The following is an 18,529-nucleotide window of genomic DNA, read 5'->3' on the forward strand; positions in this document are numbered from 1 at the left end:
CCCGCCCCCGGCCTCCGCCCTGCCGTGAAGTGAGACCCGCATGCCTGTCGAACCCATCGCCGTCGTCGGCCGGGGCTGCGTGCTGCCCGGCGCGCTCGACCCGGACACGTTCTGGGAGAACATCGCCGCCGGGCGGCTGAGCCTGTCGGCCGCCCCCGCCGACCGGTGGCGGCTGCCGCGCCACTGGGCCATGGGTTCGGTGGACGACCACCTCGACCGCACCTGGACCGACGTCGGCGGGTACGTCCACGGGTTCGAGTCCGTCTTCGATCCGAGCGGCTTCCAAATCGCCCCGGAGCGGATCGCGTCGCTGGACCCGCTCTTCCACTGGGTCCTGTACGGGGTGCGGCAGGCGCTCACGGAGGCGGGCCGCACCGGCCCGCTGCCGCGCGGTGGCCTGGTGCTGGGGAACCTGTCGTATCCCACACCGTCCGGAGCGGCCTTCGCCGAGCACGTCTGGCTGTCCGCGCAGCAACCGCCGCTCCGCGAGGCCCTGCTGACGGGTGAGCGCGGTGCACGCCCCGACGCCCGCAACCGCTTCTCGTCCGGGCTGCCCGCCCGGCTCGCGGCCGACGCGCTCGGCCTCGGTGCGGGGGCGTGGTCGCTCGACGCCGCCTGCGCGTCCTCCTTGTACGCGATCAAGCTGGCGTGCGACCGGCTGCACGACGGCACGGCGGAGCTGATGGTCGCGGGCGCGGTGAGCCGCCCCGATCCCCTCTACCTCCACGTGGGGTTCTGCGGGCTGTCCGCGACCAGCCGCACCGGGCGCAGCCGCCCGTTCCACCGGGAAGCGGACGGGCTGGTGCACGGTGAGGGCGCCGGGTTCGTCGCCCTGATGCGGCTGTCCGAGGCGCGCGCCGCCGGTCTGCCGGTGTTCGGCGTGATCCGCGGGGTGGGACTGTCCAACGACGGTCGCGGCTCCGGGCTGATCAGCCCCTCGCAGGAGGGCCAGGTACGGGCCATGCGGCTGGCGTACGACGTGGCGGGGGTACCGCCGGAGTCGGTGTCGCTCGTCGAGTGCCATGCGACGGGGACACCGGTCGGTGACGCGGTGGAGGCGCGCGGCATGGCCCGGGTCTTCGGGGCGGCGGACGACGTGCCCATCGGTTCGGCCAAGTCGAACGTCGGGCACCTGCTGGCCGCCGCGGGCGTGGCGGGGCTGCTGAAGGTGCTCGGTGCGATGCGGGCGGGGGTCCGCCCGGCGACGCTCGGCGCACAGCGGCCGCTGGACGCGCTGACGGGCACCCCGTTGCGGGTGCTGTCCGCCGCGGAGGAGTGGACGGGGCCGCGGCGGGCGGCGGTGAGCGCGTTCGGGTTCGGCGGCACCAACGCCCACCTGATCGTCGACCCGCCGGACGCCGTTCCCGTGTGCGCCGTGCGACGCGGCGGACCGGCCGCCCCCGCAACGGCTCCGGCTCAGGCTCAGGTGGCGATCGTGGCCATCGGAGCCAGGGTCGGCGACGGTACGTCCACCGAGGACCTGCGCCGGGCCGTACTGGGCGGTGAACGGTGCGGTCCGGTCACGGAGATCGCCGTGCGGCTGACGGACCTGTGCTTCCCGCCGCTGGCCCTGGCGCGGGTCGTGCCGCACCAGCTCCTGGTGCTGGAGGCGGCCCGGGAGGCCGTACGGAAGGTGAGCCTGCCCCGCGAGCGCACCATGGTGGTCATCGGAACCGGGGTGGACCCCCAGGTGGCCCGCGCGGGGGCCCGCTGGCGGGTGCCGTTCTGGCTGGAGCAGTCGGAGACGCCCGTCACGCCTTCTTCGGCGGACGCCGCGCGGGAGGCGTTCACCCCTCCGATGACGGCGGAAGGGGTGGTGGGCAGCATGCCGAACCTCGCGGCGAACCGCATCAGCACCCAACTGGACCTGGCGGGGCCCGGATTCACGGTCTCCGCAGAGGAGGCGTCCGGTCTGGTCGCGCTGGAACTCGCGGTCCGGGCCATCCGCTCCGGGGAGGCCGACGCCGCTCTCGTCGGTGCCACCGACCTGTCCCGCGAGGCGGTCCACCGGGCCGCTCTGCGGGAGCTCGGCCGTGAGGACGAGCCCGGTGACGCGGCCGTCGTCCTGGTCCTCAAACCCCTGGAGACGGCGCGCAGGGACGGCGACACGGTCGTGGCCCTGCTGGACGAGGAAGCCGCCGGGGAACCCGACATGGTCATCGGGGACGGGCCGGACGCGGTGTTCGATCCGTCCTCGGTGTTCGGGCGCGCCCATGCCGCGTCCGGGCTGGTCTCCGTCGCGGTCGCGGCGCTCTCGCTCCAGCACCGCGCGGTGCCCCGTCCCGGCGGGCCCGCGGACGCCGCGGCCGTCGCCCACACGGCGCGGGCCGTGGCCGTCCCCCTGGAGGGGCCGGCCGCGAGCGTACGGCTGCGCGCGGGGGACGCCCTGCCGTGGCTGCGGGATACGGCCCCGCGCCTGCACGTCTTCTCCGGGGCGGACCGTCAGGAGGTGCTGGCCGCGCTGGACTCCGGTACCCGGTCTTCCGTCGGTCCGGCCCGTCTGGTGCTCGTGGCCGACGGGGACACCGTGCCGGCCGACCGCGGGGAAGCCGCCCGCCGCTGGCTGACGGAGGGCGGGGTACGCCCCGCCGACCTGCTGTACCGGGACGGGCCGGTCACCGGGCAGACCGCCTTCGTGTACACGAACGGCTCGGCCGCCTACCCGGGGATGGGCCATGAGCTGATGGTCGCCCTGCCCTCGCTCGGCGAGGCAGTACGGGAGAGGCACCGCGAGATGACGGCCCGGCTGCGGTCGCGGCCGGAGCCGGGAGTCCTCGGCCAGATCTGGGCCGCCGCCGAACTGGCCGTCTTCCACACCGTTCTCAGCCGCGAACTGCTCGGGCTGCGTCCGGACGCCGCGCTCGGGTACTCCTCGGGCGAGTCGACGGCGCTGGTCGCGCTGGGGGCCTGGCCGGACGCCTGCGGGCTGTTCGAGGCCGTCCGGGACAGTGGTCTGTTCACCACCGAACTCACCGGTGAGCTGCGGGCGGTCCGGCGCTACTGGCGGCAGCGGGGCATCCAGGGCTCCCGGTGGTCGAGTTATCTCCTCGGAGCACCGCTGGAAGCGGTCCGCGTGGAGCTGGCCACGGACGCCTCGGTTCACCTGATGGCGGTGAACGCGCCCGGTGTCTGCGTCATCGGTGGCGAGTCCCGGGCGTGCGCCGCCGCCGTGGCCAGGATCGGTGCCGACCGTGCGATCGAGCTGGACTACGACCTGGCGGCCCACGCACCGGAGCTGGCCGAGGTCTCCGAGGTGTGGCGCGAGGTCCACCGCCGCCCCACGGTCGACGTGCCCGGGGTGCGGTTCTACAGCGGGGCCACCGGGCGGGCGTACCGGCCGACCGCCGAGCGGGCCGCAGAGGCGATCACCGCGCAGGGGGTCGGCACGATCGACTTCGCGGCCACCGTCGAGCGGGCGTGGGCGGACGGCGTGCGGGTGTTCGTGGAGCACGGGCCCCGGAGGCTGTGCACCGGCTGGATCAAGCGGGTGCTCGGCGACCGGGAGCATGTGGCCGTCGCACTGGACGCCTCGGGGGACACCGGGCTGCGGCAGCTGTGCCTCGCGGTCGGCGAACTCGTCGTCGCCGGGGTGCCGGTGCGGGCCGACGCGGTGTTCGCCCGGCTCGCCGAGGCCTCGGCGCAGCTCCCGCCGCCCGGTCCCACCGTCGCCGTTCCCGTACCCCCGACTCCGTGCCTGCCGCCCCTGGAGCGTGCTGTGACCGTTCTGCCCCGGGCCCCCGAGCTGGCCCCCGTGCCGGACCGGCGCCCCGCCCCGCCTACCGGCTCCCCCGCCGGCACAACCGGGACCACCGAAACCACCGTGCCCGCTCTGCCCGTCGAGACCACCGAGGCCACCGTGCCAGCCGAGACCACCCTGCCAGCCGGGGCTGCCGGGGCTGCCGGGGCTGCCGGGGCTGCCGGGGCTGCCGGGGCTGCCGGGCCAGCTGTGCCCGCCGGGACCACCGCGCCCGCCGCCGTCGTACCCTCGCCCTCCTCCCCCGTCCCGTCCCGGCTGCCTGCGCGGTCCGCCCCGGGGCCGGGGGCGACGGGGGCCGGGGCCGTGGCAGTCCGGCACGGTCTGCGGGTCGCCGCGCTGCACCAGGAGGTCATGGCCGCGCACGCCGAGGCCCACCAGCGGTTCCTGCGGGTGTCCGGGCTCGCCGTCAGCGCGCTGACCGCCGCCGGCCGGCACCCCGCACCCGTACGGCCCGCGCCCGCCACGGCGCCGCCGCTTGCGCCCGCGCCCTTGCGGGTTCAGAGGCCGGGGCCGAAGTTCGACCGCGCCCAGCTGGAGCACCTCGCCTCCCGCGAGATCTCCACGCTGTTCGGTCCGCGCTTCGCCGAACAGGACGGATACGCGGTGCAGACCCGGATGCCGGGGCCGCCCATGCTGTTCGCCGACCGGGTCACCGGCCTCGACGCGGTGCCGGCGGCGCTCACGCTGCCGGGTCCGGTCCGCACGGACGGGAGGATCTGGACGGAGACCGACGTCCTGCCCGAGAGCTGGTACCTGGATCCCACGGGGCACATGCCGGCCGGTCTGCTGATCGAGGCGGGCCAGGCCGATCTGCTCCTGCTCAGCTGGCTCGGCGTCGACCTCCTCAACCGGGGCGAGCGCGCGTACCGGCTGCTCGGCTGCGAGGTGACGTTCCACGGCACTCCGCCGAAGGCGGGCGACACCCTGTGCTTCGAGATCCATGTAGACGGCCACGCGGAGGCCGCCGGCGTCCGGCTGGCCTTCTTCCACTACGACTGCTACGTGGACGGCGAACTGCGGCTCAGCGTGCGCGAGGGCCAGGCCGGGTTCTTCACCCCGGCGGAGCTCGCCGACAGCGGCGGTGTCCGCTGGAATCCCGCAGAGCACACACCCGGTGACGACCTGCCGCTCGATCCGCCTGCAGTGCGCTGCGAACGGACCCGTTTCGACGCGGACCGGATGCGGGCCCTGGCGCAGGGGCGGCCCGCCGACTGCTTCGGGCCCGGCTGGGAGGCGACGGCGGCCCACGTGCGCACACCCACGCTGGACGGGGGCCGGATGCGGCTGCTGGACGAGGTCGTCGCGTTCGACCCGGCCGGAGGACCGTGGGGGCGGGGGTATCTGCGCGCCGAGACCGCGCTGTCTCCGGACGACTGGTTCTTCACCGGGCATTTCAAGAACGACCCCTGCATGCCGGGCACCCTGATGCTCCAGGGCGGTCTCCAGGCGATGGCTTTCTACCTGACGGCCATGGGCTTCACCGTCGACCGCGACGGCTGGCGCTTCGAACCGGTCACCGAACACCCCTCCAGCGCGAAGTGCCGGGGTCAGGCGACCCCGGAGGGCCGGCGGGTCGTCTACGAGGTGTTCGTCTCCGGCGTCTCCGGCGGGCCGGTGCCGACTCTGTACGCCGATGTCCTCGGCTCGGTGGACGGGGCGAAGGCGTTCCTGGGCCGTGGCATGGCGCTCCGGCTGGTCCCGGACTGGCCGCTCTCGCACTGGCGGCACTCGGGCCCGCCCACCGTGCAGACCGGTGGCGCTCCGGTGCCCCTGCCGAGGCTCGCCGGGCTGGCCGGGCACCGGGAGGAGAAGCCGGTGGCCGTGGCCGCCGACGGATTCCCCTTCGGCCACGCCTCGCTGCTGGCCTGCGCGTGGGGCAGGCCGAGCGAGGCGTTCGGCGCCATGTACGAGCCGTTCGACGGCACCCGCAAGGTGGCCAGGCTGCCCGGCCCGCCGTACCACTTCATGAGCCGCATCGTCTCTGTGGACGGGCCGCAGGCCGGGATGCGGGAGGGCAGCTTCGTCGTCGCCGAGTACGACGTGCCCGCCCTGGCCTGGTACTTCGAACAGAACGGCGGCCACGCCATGCCGTTCGCCGTCCTGCTGGAGATCGCGCTGCAGCCCTGCGGGTGGCTCGCCTCGTACGTGGGCAGCGCGCTGACCGGCGGGACGGACCTGCTGTTCCGCAACCTCGACGGATCGGGGACGGTCACCGGCGAGGTCACTCCGGCGACGCGTACGGTCCGCACCAGGGCCGAACTGACGCGGGTCTCGTCCGGCGGAGACATGATCATCGAGTCGTTCCGGGTGGAGTGCACGGCCGACGGCGTACCGGTGTACGAACTCTCCACGGTCTTCGGCTACTTCCCGCGATCGGCCTTCGACGAGCAACAGGGCCTCCCGGCTTCGGCGGACGAGCGGGCCCGGCTCGGCGAGCTCTGCGGCCGTACCGTCGATCTGACCACCCGTCCCGCCCGGTACTGCGCCGGGGAACCGCGGCTGCCGGGACCGATGCTGCTGATGCTGGACCGGATCACGGGCTACTGGCCGGACGGGGGGAGCGCGGGGCTCGGCCGGTTGCGGTCGGAGAAGGACGTGCGCCCGGACGCCTGGTTCTTCCGGGCCCACTTCTTCCAGGACCCGGTTCAGCCGGGCTCGTTGGGCATCGAGGCCATGTGCCAGCTCCTCCAGTTCCACCTGCTGGAGAGCGGCGCGGCCGAGGGCGTGCCCGGCGCCGTGTTCGAACCGGTGCTGCCCGGCCGCGAGTCGTCCTGGACCTATCGCGGCCAGATCACCCCGGCGAACCGGCTGATCCGGGTGGACATGGACATCGTGGCGAGCGGCACGGACGACCGGGGACCCTATGCCGTGGCGGACGCCTCGCTGTGGGGCGACGACACCTGCATCTACCGGGTGAAGGGCCTGGGGATGCGGTTGGTGCCGGGGGCGGAGCGCACGCCGTAACGGGCGCTGCGGACGCGGCGGTTCCGTGCCGCGTCCGGCGCGATCCGGCGTGGACGGCGGAACGCGGCGCGTGGCCGGGGCGGGGCAGTGAACCGTTCTGACTCCGCACGCCCTGCCGGTGGCCACTGCCCGCGGCCATGATGAGCCGACGGCAAGTGATCCAAGTGACTCAGATCCGACCGCCCCGGCAGTCGGGTCTGCGGTGGAAGGAATCCACATTGTTGCTTCTCATCTCCCCTGACGGCGTCGAGGAAGCCCTCGACTGTGCGAAAGCGGCGGAGCATCTCGACATCGTCGACGTCAAGAAGCCGGATGAGGGGTCGCTCGGCGCGAACTTCCCCTGGGTCATCAGGGAGATCCGGGACGCGGTACCGGCGGACAAACCGGTGTCCGCGACCGTGGGGGACGTACCGTTCAAGCCCGGCACGGTGGCCCAGGCCGCTCTCGGCGCGGCTGTCTCCGGGGCGACGTACATCAAGGTCGGCCTGTACGGGTGCACGACGCCCGAGCAGGCCGTCGAGGTCATGCGGGGGGTGGTCCGGGCGGTGAAGGACTACCGGCCGGACGCGTTCGTCGTCGCCTCCGGTTACGCCGACGCGCACCGGATCGGCTGCGTCAACCCGCTCGCGCTGCCCGACATCGCCCGGCGCTCCGGCTCCGACGCGGCCATGCTCGACACCGCGGTCAAGGACGGGACGCGGCTGTTCGACCATGTGCCGCCCGATGTCTGCGCGGAGTTCGTCCGGCGGGCCCACGGGGCCGGTCTGCTGGCCGCCCTCGCGGGCAGCGTCAAGGCGGCCGACCTCGGGGCGCTGACCCGGATCGGCACCGACATCGTGGGGGTGCGCGGGGCGGTCTGCGAGGGAGGAGACCGCAACACGGGGCGGATTCGCCCGGTGTTGGTGGCCGCCTTCCGGGCGGAGATGGACCGGCATGCCCGGGAGCACGCCGCCACCGCCGCCGCTGCGGGCTGACCGCCGGCATGCCGAACTGCCGGCCCCGCCGCGGGCCCGGTGCCCGCGGCGAGCGCTTCGCCGTCGTCGACCCGGCGACGGGCGAGGCCTTCGACGACTCCCCCGACCAGCAGGCGGACGAGCTGGACGGCGTCGTCGGCCGGGCCCAGGAGGCCTGGCGGGGCTGGCGGGCCGATGACGGCGCCCGCGTCGCCGCGCTGCTCGCGGCCGCCGACGCCGTGGAGGCGGCCGGCCCCGCCCTCGCACCGCTGCTCACCCGTGAGCAGGGCAAACCGCTCACCGAGTCGTACGCCGAGGTCGCCCGCACGGCGGCCCGGCTGCGCTACTTCGCGGAGCCCGCTCCGGTGCCCCTGCCGATCACGGACGGCCGTCCGGTGCGCAGCGAGATCCGCTGGCGGCCGCTGGGTCCGGTCGCCGCGATCGTCCCGTGGAACTTTCCGCTCCAGCTCGCCTCGGCGAAATTCGCTCCCGCGCTCGCCGCGGGCAACACGGTGGTGCTCAAGCCGTCCCCGTTCACGCCTCTCGCCACCCGGCTGATGGTGTCCGTGATCTCCGCCGCCCTGCCCGAGGACGTACTGACGGTGGTCACGGGCCGTGAACCGCTGGGCGCACGCCTCGCGTGCCATCCGGGGATCCGCCATGTGACCTTCACCGGTTCGGTTCCCACCGGGCGGGCGGTCGCCGAAGGCGCGGCGGCCTCGCTCGCCCGGGTCACGCTGGAGCTGGGCGGGAACGATGCCGCGATCCTGCTGGATGACGTGGATGTGGAACGGATCGCCGAACGGCTGTTCTGGTCGGCGTTCCGCAACTGCGGGCAGGTCTGCATGGCGGTCAAGCGCGTCTACGTCCCGGCCCGGCTCCACTCCGGCGTGGTGGAGGCCCTCGCGCAGTACGCGAAGTCCGTGGTGGTCGGCGCCGGGCTGGACCCGGGTACGCGGCTGGGGCCGGTCAACAACGCGCCGCAGCTGGCCCGGGTGGAGGACTGCACCGCCCAGGCCCTGTCGGACGGCGCCCGCGCCGTTACCGGTGGCCACCGGCTGGACCGGCCGGGCTACTTCTTCGCCCCGACGATCCTGACCGATGTGCCGCCCGACAGCGCGGTCGTGACGACGGAGCAGTTCGGTCCGGTTCTGCCGGTGCTGCCGTACGGGAGCCTCGACGAAGCGGTCGACGCGGCCAATGACACCCGCTTCGGGCTGGGCGGCTCGGTGTGGGGCACCGACCTCGACCGGGCGGAGGAGGTCGCCGCCCGGCTGGAATGCGGAACGGCGTGGATCAACCACCATGCCGAACTCTCCCTCGCCCAGCCCTTCGCGGGCATCAAGGAGAGCGGGGTCGGCGTCGCGGGCGGGCCGTGGGGGCTGTACGGGAACCTCAGGCCGTTCGTGGTGCACCGGCCGCGGGAAGGATGCGGATGAGGTTCGACGCTGCGGTACTGCGCTCGTACGGGAGCCCGTTCAGCGTCGAGGAGGTGGTGCTGGACGCGGGGCCGGCGCAGGGCGAGATCCTGGTCAGGATCGCGGGCTGCGGGATGTGCCGGACCGATCTCGCGGTACGGCGCTCGGCGGGCCGCTCACCGCTTCCGGCGGTGCTCGGCCACGAGGGGGCCGGGGTGGTGGTCCGGACGGGGGGCCCGGACACCGGCCTGGGCGTCGGTGACCACGTCGTCCTGGGCTTCGACTCCTGCGGACACTGCCGGACGTGTCTGGGCGGCGCCCCCGCCTACTGCGATTCCTTCGCCTCGCTCAACCTCTTCGGAGGCCGGACGGAGCACGCGGCCCGGTTCAGGGACGCGGCCGGTGGTGAACTGGCCCCCCGGTGGTTCGGCCAGTCGTCGTTCGCCGGGTACGCGATGGTCCCGGCCCGCAATGCCGTGCGGGTCGATGCCTCGCTGCCGCTCGAACTGCTCGGCCCGCTCGGCTGCGGCTTCCTCACCGGTGCCGGGGCCGTCCTCAATTCCTTCGGCGTCGGCCCCGGTGACACCCTGGCGGTCTTCGGTGCGGGAGCGGTGGGTCTGGCCGCGGTGATGGCGGCCACCGCCGCCGGCGCGGTGACCGTGGCAGTCGACCGGTTCCCCGAACGGCTGGCCCTCGCTGAGCGGTTCGGCGCGATCGCGCTGCGTACCGGATCATCCGGGCTGGCCGACCGGATCCGCGGCCGGACCGACGGCGGCGCCCAGTACGCGCTGGACACCACGGGCTCCGCCCCGCTGATCAACGACGCGCTCCGGGCCCTGCGTCCGACCGGTCATCTCGGGCTGGTGGCACGGCTGCGCGGTCCGCTGCCGCTCGAACCCGGCTCTCTCGACCGGGGCAGGCGGATCTCCCACATCTGCGAGGGGGACGCGGTGCCGAGGCTGTTCGTCCCGAGGCTGACCGGGCTGTGGCAGGCGGGCCGGTTCCCCTTCGATCAGCTGATCCGCAGGTACCCGCTCAGCGACATCAACGAGGCCGAGCGCGACTGCGAGGCGGGCCGCGTGGTCAAACCGGTGCTGGTTCCGTAGGCGCGGCATCGATTTCGCGGGCGCGGGACGGATTACGCAGGCACGGGACCGAGGGGCGTGCCGGACCGGCCGGCAACAGGGTCACGGCCGTGGCTTGTTCGCGAACACCCAGCGGTTGCCCGCCAGCGCGTCGTTCTCCTCGGGCAGCGGGCCGCGTCCGTGGTGGCGGGTGAAGTCGAAGGGCGTATGGACCGATGTGGACCAGCCCCTGCCGGTCAGCGTGCCGGCGGAGTCGGGCCTGGGTTCTCTGTTGAACAGGGCGAGGAGGTCGATGCCGATCTGCTGGGTCGTCGAGGTGTAGAGCGGGCTGTCGCGGTATTCCAGCAGGTCCTTGTCGAGTTTGACCTCGAACGCGAGGGCGCTCCCCGCGGCGCTCAACCGGTCCACCATGTCGATGAGGTGGGTCTCGGTGGCGCTGGGCAGGTAGAACAGCAGCCCCTCGGCCAGCCAGACGCTCGGTGCCGCCGGGTCGAAGCCGGCGGCGGTCAGTGCTCCGGCCCAGTCCGCGCGCAGGTCGATCGGGACCGGTGTGCGCGCCGCCTTCGGGGCGGCCGACAGCCCGTCGAGCACCTCGTGTTTGAAGGCCAGCACGCCTGCCCGGTCGACCTCGAAGACCACACAGCCCGCAGGCCAGTCGAGCCGGAACGCCCGGGAGTCCAATCCGGCTCCGAGCAGCACCACTTGGCGGGCGCCCGCGTGCACCGACCGGAGGAGGAAGTCGTCGAGGACCCTCGTCCGCAGACCGAAGTAGCGCGCGAATCGCCCCCACAGCGGGTTCGCGTCCCCGTCGGGGACCTGCTGGATACGGACCGGCCAGCCCGCGCACGCCGGTGCGGCGTGCACGAAGTGCTCCGCGAAGACGTCCCGTGCCAGGGGGTCGTGGCGGTGGGTCTCGATGGCGCGTGCCGCGGCGACCAGAAGAGCGGTCAGGCCGACGCCTCCCGCCACCCCTTCCGCTTCTCCCGCCCCATCGGCTGTTCCCGCCCCATTCACCATTTCCGCCCCTCCCCTTCGACTGATGCGATTCTCCGTGCCGGCCACACGACCCCCTGAGAGACATATAGAGACAGAAAACCACGGCACATTGAAATTGCGGGTCCGATTCCTTAGGGAATGGGACCCGTCATTTCAGAGTGACGCACTCCCGACAAGGCAGTCACCGGGGATACCGGCCTTCTCCGGGCTGTAGTAGTCCTTGATGCCGACCACCCAGGACGTCACCTCGATCCGATCGGAGTCCGAGGGCCCGAAGGCGTCGAAAAGTGCGTCGATGTTCGGGGGCTCGAAACCGATCGCGGTCATCAGCTCCATGAAGAGCGGCCGCTCGATGAGACCGTCGCCGTCCGGGTCACCGAGCGCGGCGAGCGATACGGCGAAGTCACTGGCAGCCAGGTCGAAACGCGCAGGTGACAGCACACAGGCCGCGTACTCGTCGAAGGTGATCAGGCCGTCCCCGTCGGCGTCCAGTTCAGCGCTGAGGGTCGACCAGTACCGGCGGAACGCGGCCACCATGGCGCTCTTCGCGGTGTCGTCGGAATCGGGTGCCGCCTCGATGACACGGCCTGCCATGAGCTCGAAGTCATCGGCTTCGAGAACGCCATTGGCGTTGGCGTCGAACAGTGAGAAAACGAGCCTGACCCGATTGATCGCCTCTACACGCACAGCCCAGCCACCTTTCTTCCGACCGAACCGTGCCGGCGGCCAGAAGGAATCAACGAATGATCGGTCACCGCACTTACCGGCCTCGTCCGGACCCCGGACTTCGGCCGTCCCTTTACTATCCAACCGGCGATCGCCCCTGCTTGAAGAATCCACATCGATTCACCTGAACGGGTGCATTTCACGCAGATGATGTATGCCTCGAAGAAGCAGGTATTCGGCATGCGGAGGAGACGCGGGCACCCCGCCCCGGCCCAGCGGCTGGGAGGCGGCCCGACGCCCTCCCCGCCGGGCGGAGTTGCGGCCGAGACACCGACGCGCGGTGGAGAGACCGTACGAATGTGCCCCCGGGGGTAGGCCGACGGCCGCTCTTGTTATACCTTCCGTCCAACAGCTTGCTAGACGCCACGTCTAATAAGCGAGGACGGTGTCCGGCGCCGGCTGTCTCATCGAGTGGGCAGGAATGAGGCTCCGGCCGGGCGCCGTCGGGTCGATCTCCCTCGATTCAAGGAGCCGCTCCATGGCAAGCAGCACTGTTCGGCCGGAGGACCACCACCAGGACCGGTCCGCCGGGCAGGACGTCGCCCGGCGTCTGCTCGACTCGGCCGCGAAGCTGTCGTACGACCCGGCCGCCCAGGTGGACTGGGACACCCCCCTGGACCCGGACCACCACGGCGCGAGCCCCGAGTGGAGCACGCTCTACGGGACGGCGTACTGGCAGGAGTTGACCGAGGCCCAGCGCAAGGCGCTGACCCGCCAGGAGGCCGCGTCCGTCGCCAGCACGGGCATCTGGTTCGAGATGATCCTGCAGCAGATGGTGCTGCGCGACATGTACGCGAAGGACCCGACCGACCTGCGGTTCCAGTGGGCACTGACCGAAGTGGCCGACGAGTGCCGGCACTCCATCATGTTCGCCCGGGGCGCGGCCAAGCTCGGCGCACCGGCCTACCGGCCGCGCCGTGCGGTGGTCGAACTGGGCAGGGCCTTCAAGACACTCGCCTTCGGGGAGGCCGCCTACGCCGCGATCCTCGTCGCGGAGGAAGTGCTCGACGTGATGCAGCGCGACTGGATGCGGGACGAGCGGGTCGCGCCGTTCGTCCGCACCATCAACAACATCCACGTGGTCGAGGAGTCACGGCACATGAAGTTCGCCCGCGACGAGACCCGCAGGCGCCTGCGGAACGCGGGTCCGGTCCGCCGCCACATCAACTCCCTCGTGGTCGCGATCGCCTCGTACTACATCGTCACCAGCATGGTGAACCGGGACGTCTACGCGAACGCCGGGCTGGACAGCGAGCGCGCCCGTAGCGAGGCAGCGGCCAACGAGCACCACAAGTCACTGATGCGGTCCAGCTGTTCGGGCCTGATGGAGTTCCTGGCCTCGGCGCGGCTGCTCACCAAACCGGCCCTCTTCTTCTACAAGCGCGCCTCCCTGATCTGACCGGCGCGCGCCGACCGAACCGAACCGAGCGACCGAGCCGACGAGATGCCGAGATGACCTACGCCATCACCCAGACCTGCTGCAGCGATGCCACCTGTGTCGCCGTGTGCCCCGTCAACTGCATTCACCCGACCCCGGAGGAACAGGCCTTCGGCAGCACCGAGATGCTCTACGTCGACCCGGCGACCTGCATCGACTGCGGCGCCTGCGCGGATGCCTGCCCGGTCGACGCGGTCTTCCCGGTGGACAGCCTCTTCGGGGCGCGAGCGGAGTACGCCGCGATCAACGCCGCCTACTTCCAGGACCGGGAGCCGGAGCCGGTCGCCGGGCCGAACTTCCACGCCTGGGGCGAGCCGTCGTTCCCGCGCAGCCTGCCGTCCGGCTTCGCGCCGATCCGGGTGGCGGTCGTCGGCACCGGACCGGCCGGGATGTACGCCGCGGAGGACCTGCTGCTGCACACCAACGCCGAGGTCACGCTGGTGGACCGGCTGCCGGTGGCGGGCGGCCTCGTCCGTTACGGCGTCGCGCCCGACCACCCCGCGACGAAGAAGGCGGGCGAGGCGTTCGCGCGCTTCCACGCGCACCCCCGGGTACGGATGGCCCTGGGCGTCGAGGTGGGCCGGGACGTCACCGTGGCGGAACTGGCCGAGCACCATGACGCGGTGATCTACGCGGTCGGCGCCTCCACCGGCCGGCGGCTCTCCATCCCCGGCGAGGATCTGCCGGGCAGCATCTCGGCCACGTCGTTCGTGTCCTGGTACAACGCCCACCCGGAGACGCCGCCGGAGACCGTCGCGCTGACGGCGGACCGGGTGGTCGTCGCCGGGAACGGCAACGTCGCGCTGGACGTCGCACGCATCCTCGTCACGGATCCGGCCGCGCTGGCGGACACGGACATCGCCGGTCACGCGCTGGCGGCCCTGCGGGACTCAAGGGTGCGCGAGGTGGTGCTGCTGGGACGGCGCGGCCCGGAGCACACGGCCGGAACCGCCTCCGAACTGCTCGCCCTCAAGCACCTGCCGGGCGTGGAGCTGGTCGTCGACGACAGCGACCCGAGGACGGGCGCGGCGATCGACGGCGCCGCGCCGGGCGAGAAGGCCGCACTGTTCCGGGACGTGCGGCGGGAGACGGCCGCCGGACGGCGCATCGTCTTCCGCTTCCACGCGGCTCCGGCGGAAGTGCTCGGCCGGGACCACGTCGAAGCGGTTCGGGTGACGGCCGCCGAGGGGCAGCGGGAGATACCCGCGGGGCTGTTCCTGCGGGCGATCGGATACCGGGGTCTGCCGGTGCCGGGGCTGCCCTTCGACGAGACGACCGGAACCGTTCCGCACGAGGGCGGCCGGGTCCTCGGCCTGCCCGCGACCTACGTCGTCGGCTGGATCAAGCGGGGCCCGTCGGGCGGCATCGGGGCCAATCGCACCTGCGCCGCCGAGACCGTCGGCTCTCTCCTGGCCGACGCCGTGGCGGGCGTACTGCCCTCCCCCGCTCCCCCGCCCAGGGCGTTCCACCGCCTCGCCCGGAGCCGGAGCCGCGATGTCGTAGACGCCAGGGGGCTCGCGGCCATCGAGCGGGCCGAGCTGGCGGGCGGCCGCGAGCAGGGCCGCCCCCGGGTCAAGCTCGACACGGTGCCCGCGCTGGTCGCCGCGGCGAAGCGCGGCCGCCGCAGACCACCGAACTGACCGGCCGGGCCGGGCCGGGCCCCGGCCGGCCGTCGGAGGCCCCGGCTCAGTCCCCGCCGGATCAGAATTCTTCCGCATCGGGGGCCGGGACCTGTCCCCTGGCCCGCTTGCCGACCACGGCAGCAGCCGCCACCGCGCCGCCCGCGAAGGCCAGCGCCACCGTCCAGGGCCGGTTGAACACGTGGCAGGTGACCTGGTCCAGGGAGTAGCGGCCGGGGCCGATCAGTCCGATCGCGGCAGCGGTGAACCCGAGGAAGGCCGGGTACTCGTAGCCGCCGCCCTGTGCGAAGAATCCGGCGGGCGCGTGGACGGCGACGGCTCCGGCCATCGCCCCGGCGGCCGCCGCCCCCGCTGCCGGCGTCGCCAGGCCCAGGGCCAGCAGCGCGCCGCCGCCGGCCTCGCCCAGTCCGGCCGCGACCGCGCTGTGCTTCGGCGGGTGGAAGCCCATCGCCTCCATCGCGGCGGTGGTGCCCTCGATGCCTCCGCCGCCGAACCAGCCGGCCAGTTTCTGGCTCCCGTGCGCGGCCAGCACGGCGCCGGTACCGACGCGCAGGAGAAGGAGGCCGAGGTCACGACGGTTCACGCTGCCCATGGGGTTCTCCGGGAGGGTTCGGGGGCCCGGCCGGACGGAAAGGGGCCCCGGGTGCGGTACGGATCCACTCTCCGCGTCCCGGGGCCCCGAGGGGGCACGTTGTTGGGCCGTCCGGGGCACGGCCGGCCGATGGGTGGCCCATGACACAGTGCGAGGTACGCCATTGTGCAACTTGTTGCACAATGGCGTACCGGTGCTCTAGAACTGGTTCGACGACACAGCGCGAGGAGCCGCCGCATGAGCCCGTACCCGCATCTGCTGAGCCCGCTCGACCTCGGGTTCACCACCCTCCCGAACCGGGTCCTGATGGGATCGATGCACATCGGCCTGGAGGAGGTCGAGCACGGTTTCGAGCGCATGGCCGCGTTCTACGCGGCCCGCGCGCGCGGCGGTGTGGGCCTCATGGTCACCGGCGGCATCGCGCCCAACGACGCCGGCTGCACCTTTCCCGGCGGCGCGAAGATGACCACGGAGGCGGAGGCGGCCGAACACGCGCGGGTGACCTCGGCCGTGCATGCGGCGGGCGGCCGGATCGCCATGCAGATCCTGCACTTCGGGCGTTACGCCCATCACCCCGGCCTGGTGGCGCCGAGCGCGGTCAAGGCGCCGATCAGCGCGTTCACCCCGCACGCGCTCAGCGACGAGGAGATCGAGTCGACCATCGAGGACTTCGTCACGGCGGCCGCGCTGGCGCAGCGCGCGGGTTATGACGGCGTCGAGATCATGGGCTCGGAGGGGTACCTGATCAATGAGTTCATCGCCGCCGCGACCAACCACCGCGACGACCGGTGGGGCGGCTCGTACGAGAACCGCATCCGCTTCCCCGTGGAGATCGTGCGCCGGGTCCGTGAGCGGGTCGGCAGCGACTTCATCCTGATCTACCGGCTCTCGATGCTGGACCTGGTGCCCGGCGGTTCCTCGCTGGCGGAGGTCGTGCTGCTCGCCCGGGAGATCGAGGCGGCCGGGGCGACGATCATCAACACCGGCATCGGCTGGCACGAGGCGCGGATCCCGACCATCGCGACGTCGGTGCCGCGCGGCGCGTTCACCTGGGTCACCCAGAAGGTGCGCGGCGCCGTCTCCGTACCGCTGGTGACGAGCAACCGGATCAATACCCCGGAGGTCGCGGAGGAGATCCTCGCGGCGGGGCGTGCGGACATGGTCTCCATGGCCAGGCCGTTCCTCGCCGATCCCGACTTCGTGGTCAAGGCGAGCGAGGGCCGCGCGGACGCGATCAACACCTGCATCGGCTGCAACCAGGCCTGTCTGGACCATGTCTTCAGCGGTCAGGTCACCTCCTGCCTGGTCAATCCGCGAGCCTGCCACGAGACGGAACTGACGCTGTCGCCGATGAGGACCCGCAAGCGGGTCGCGGTCGTCGGCGCCGGTCCCGCCGGGCTCGCGTGTGCCGTGACGGCGGCCGAGCGCGGTCACGAGGTGACGCTCTTCGACGCGGCGCGGGAGATCGGCGGGCAGCTCGACGTGGCACGCCGGGTGCCCGGCAAGGAGGAGTTCAACGAAACGCTGCGCTACTTCCGTACCCGGCTGGCGGAGGAGAGGGTCGGGGTCCGGCTCGGTACCACGGTCACCGCGGAGCAGCTCGACGGTTTCGACGAGATCGTGCTGGCCACCGGGGTCACGCCCCGCACCCCCGCGATCCCGGGCGTCGACCACCCCAGCGTGGTCGGCTACCTCGACGTCCTGCGCCACGGCGCGCCGGTCGGCGACCGGGTCGCGCTCGTCGGGGCGGGCGGGATCGGTTTCGACGTGGCCGAGTTCCTGACCGACGGCGGGGACGCGGCGAGCCTGGACCCGGAGGCGTTCTTCCGTCAGTGGGGCGTGGACACGGAGTACCGGGAACGGGGCGGTCTGGGCACCGCAGAGCGCCCGAAGGCGCCGCGTACGGTCCATCTGCTCCAGCGCAGGGCGAGCAAGGTCGGCGCGGGACTCGGCAGAACGACGGGGTGGATCCACCGGACCGAGCTCCGGCACCGCGGCGTGACCATGCTGGCGGGCGTGGGCTACGACCGGATCGACGACGACGGGCTGCACATCACGGTCGACGGCGAGCAGCAGCTGCTGCCGGTCGACACGGTGGTGCTGTGCGCGGGCCAGGAGCCCCGCCGGGACCTGTACGAGGAACTGCTCGCCGCGGGCCGGGCGGCCCATCTGATCGGCGGCGCGGACGTCGCGGCCGAGCTGGACGCCAAGCGGGCGATCCGTCAGGGCACGGAGCTCGCCGCCGCGCTCTGAACGGGCGTGTCCGGGTGCCCGAACACCTGGCCGCCCGGCCGTCCTTAGGATGCACCCCATGTCACTCCCGCACGCGATCCTCACCGCCCTGCTCGAGAAGCCTTCTTCGGGGCTGGAGCTGACCCGCAGGTTCGACCGTTCGATCGGCTACTTCTGGTCGGCCACCCACCAGCAGATCTACCGGGAGCTGGGAAAGCTGGAGCGGGCCGGGCAGATCAGGGCGCTCGTCCCGGCGCAGCCGGCCAGGGGCCGGAAGAAGGAGTACGAGGTGCTGCCGGCGGGCCGCGAGGCGCTGTCCGAGTGGGTGGCCCGTCCGGAGGACCCGAAGCAGGTACGGGACCCCCTGCTGCTGCGGATGCGGGCGGCGGCGGTCGTCGGAGCCCCGGGTCTGGAGACCGAGCTGCGCCGGCATCTGGCGCTGCACCGGCGGCAGCTGGCGGAGTATCTGGCGATCGAGGAGCGGGATTTCCCGCCGGAGCGCACGGCGGCGGAGGACCGGCTGCGCCATCTGGTGCTGCGGGGAGGCATCGATCTGGAGAACTTCTGGATCGGCTGGCTGACCCGCGCCCTGGCCGATGACGAAGCCGCCGCCCCGTCGGCACCGGGTCCGCGCTAGGGCGTGTCCGGAAAGTCATGGGAGCCAGAGTTGGAGGCAGGCGAGGGTGACCATGGCTTGGTAGTGGGTGGCGCGTTTGTCGTAGCGGGTG

Annotated in this window: 11 protein-coding genes; 8 read left to right on the forward strand and 3 right to left on the reverse strand. The window is 72.9% G+C overall.

Annotated features, from left to right (window positions below; genetic code table 11):
- Positions 1 to 40: 40 nt before the first annotated feature.
- From ACIP89_RS31135 to ACIP89_RS31150, 4 genes are all read left to right on the forward strand, one after another.
- Entirely contained in the window at positions 41 to 6,721 is a 6,681-nt protein-coding gene (locus ACIP89_RS31135) for a beta-ketoacyl synthase N-terminal-like domain-containing protein (RefSeq protein ID WP_402117812.1), read from the forward strand.
- Positions 6,722 to 6,939: 218 nt separating this feature from the next.
- A complete protein-coding gene (locus tag ACIP89_RS31140; protein ID WP_401925058.1) occupies positions 6,940 to 7,695 on the forward strand; it encodes a (5-formylfuran-3-yl)methyl phosphate synthase in 756 nt (251 codons plus the stop codon).
- A gap of 8 nt (positions 7,696 to 7,703) precedes the next feature.
- Positions 7,704 to 9,113 carry an aldehyde dehydrogenase family protein gene (locus ACIP89_RS31145; RefSeq protein ID WP_402117813.1) on the forward strand — a complete coding sequence of 470 codons (1,410 nt, stop codon included), beginning with the start codon at positions 7,704 to 7,706 and terminating at the stop codon, positions 9,111 to 9,113.
- Entirely contained in the window at positions 9,110 to 10,198 is a 1,089-nt protein-coding gene (locus ACIP89_RS31150; RefSeq protein WP_401925063.1) for an NAD(P)-dependent alcohol dehydrogenase, read from the forward strand. Before ACIP89_RS31145 ends, ACIP89_RS31150 begins: the two co-directional genes overlap by 4 nt.
- An 81-nt stretch (positions 10,199 to 10,279) precedes the next feature.
- On the opposite strand, the gene ACIP89_RS31155 is transcribed toward ACIP89_RS31150, so the two are convergent.
- Positions 10,280 to 11,194, reverse strand: a complete 915-nt coding sequence (locus ACIP89_RS31155) for a class I SAM-dependent methyltransferase (protein WP_402117815.1) — start codon at positions 11,192 to 11,194, stop codon at positions 10,280 to 10,282.
- A 132-nt stretch (positions 11,195 to 11,326) separates the two neighbouring features.
- Positions 11,327 to 11,860, reverse strand: coding sequence for an EF-hand domain-containing protein (locus tag ACIP89_RS31160; RefSeq protein WP_401925067.1), 534 nt, complete (start codon positions 11,858 to 11,860; stop codon positions 11,327 to 11,329).
- Positions 11,861 to 12,377: 517 nt separating this feature from the next.
- On the opposite strand from ACIP89_RS31160, the gene ACIP89_RS31165 reads away from it, so the two are divergent.
- A complete protein-coding gene (locus tag ACIP89_RS31165) occupies positions 12,378 to 13,298 on the forward strand; it encodes a diiron oxygenase (RefSeq protein ID WP_401925069.1) in 921 nt (306 codons plus the stop codon).
- A 53-nt stretch (positions 13,299 to 13,351) separates the two neighbouring features.
- Entirely contained in the window at positions 13,352 to 14,977 is a 1,626-nt protein-coding gene (locus ACIP89_RS31170; RefSeq protein ID WP_402117817.1) for an FAD-dependent oxidoreductase, read from the forward strand.
- A 61-nt stretch (positions 14,978 to 15,038) separates the two neighbouring features.
- Here ACIP89_RS31170 and ACIP89_RS31175 read toward each other — a convergent pair whose 3' ends face one another.
- Entirely contained in the window at positions 15,039 to 15,569 is a 531-nt protein-coding gene (locus tag ACIP89_RS31175; RefSeq protein ID WP_401925074.1) for a DoxX family membrane protein, read from the reverse strand.
- 237 nt (positions 15,570 to 15,806) lie between these two features.
- Here ACIP89_RS31175 and ACIP89_RS31180 point away from each other — a divergent pair, with 237 nt between their 5' ends.
- Both ACIP89_RS31180 and ACIP89_RS31185 read left to right on the forward strand, forming a co-directional pair.
- The gene (locus tag ACIP89_RS31180) at positions 15,807 to 17,822 is read left to right on the forward strand and encodes an FAD-dependent oxidoreductase (RefSeq protein ID WP_402117818.1); all 2,016 of its coding nucleotides are present in this window, start codon (positions 15,807 to 15,809) and stop codon (positions 17,820 to 17,822) included.
- Positions 17,823 to 17,880: 58 nt separating this feature from the next.
- Complete coding sequence (locus ACIP89_RS31185; protein ID WP_401925080.1) at positions 17,881 to 18,438, forward strand: PadR family transcriptional regulator; 558 nt, start codon at positions 17,881 to 17,883, stop codon at positions 18,436 to 18,438.
- Positions 18,439 to 18,529: the final 91 nt, after the last annotated feature.

Origin of the sequence: Streptomyces sp. NPDC088730, assembly GCF_044751215.1 — a bacterium.
GTDB lineage: Bacteria > Actinomycetota > Actinomycetes > Streptomycetales > Streptomycetaceae > Streptomyces.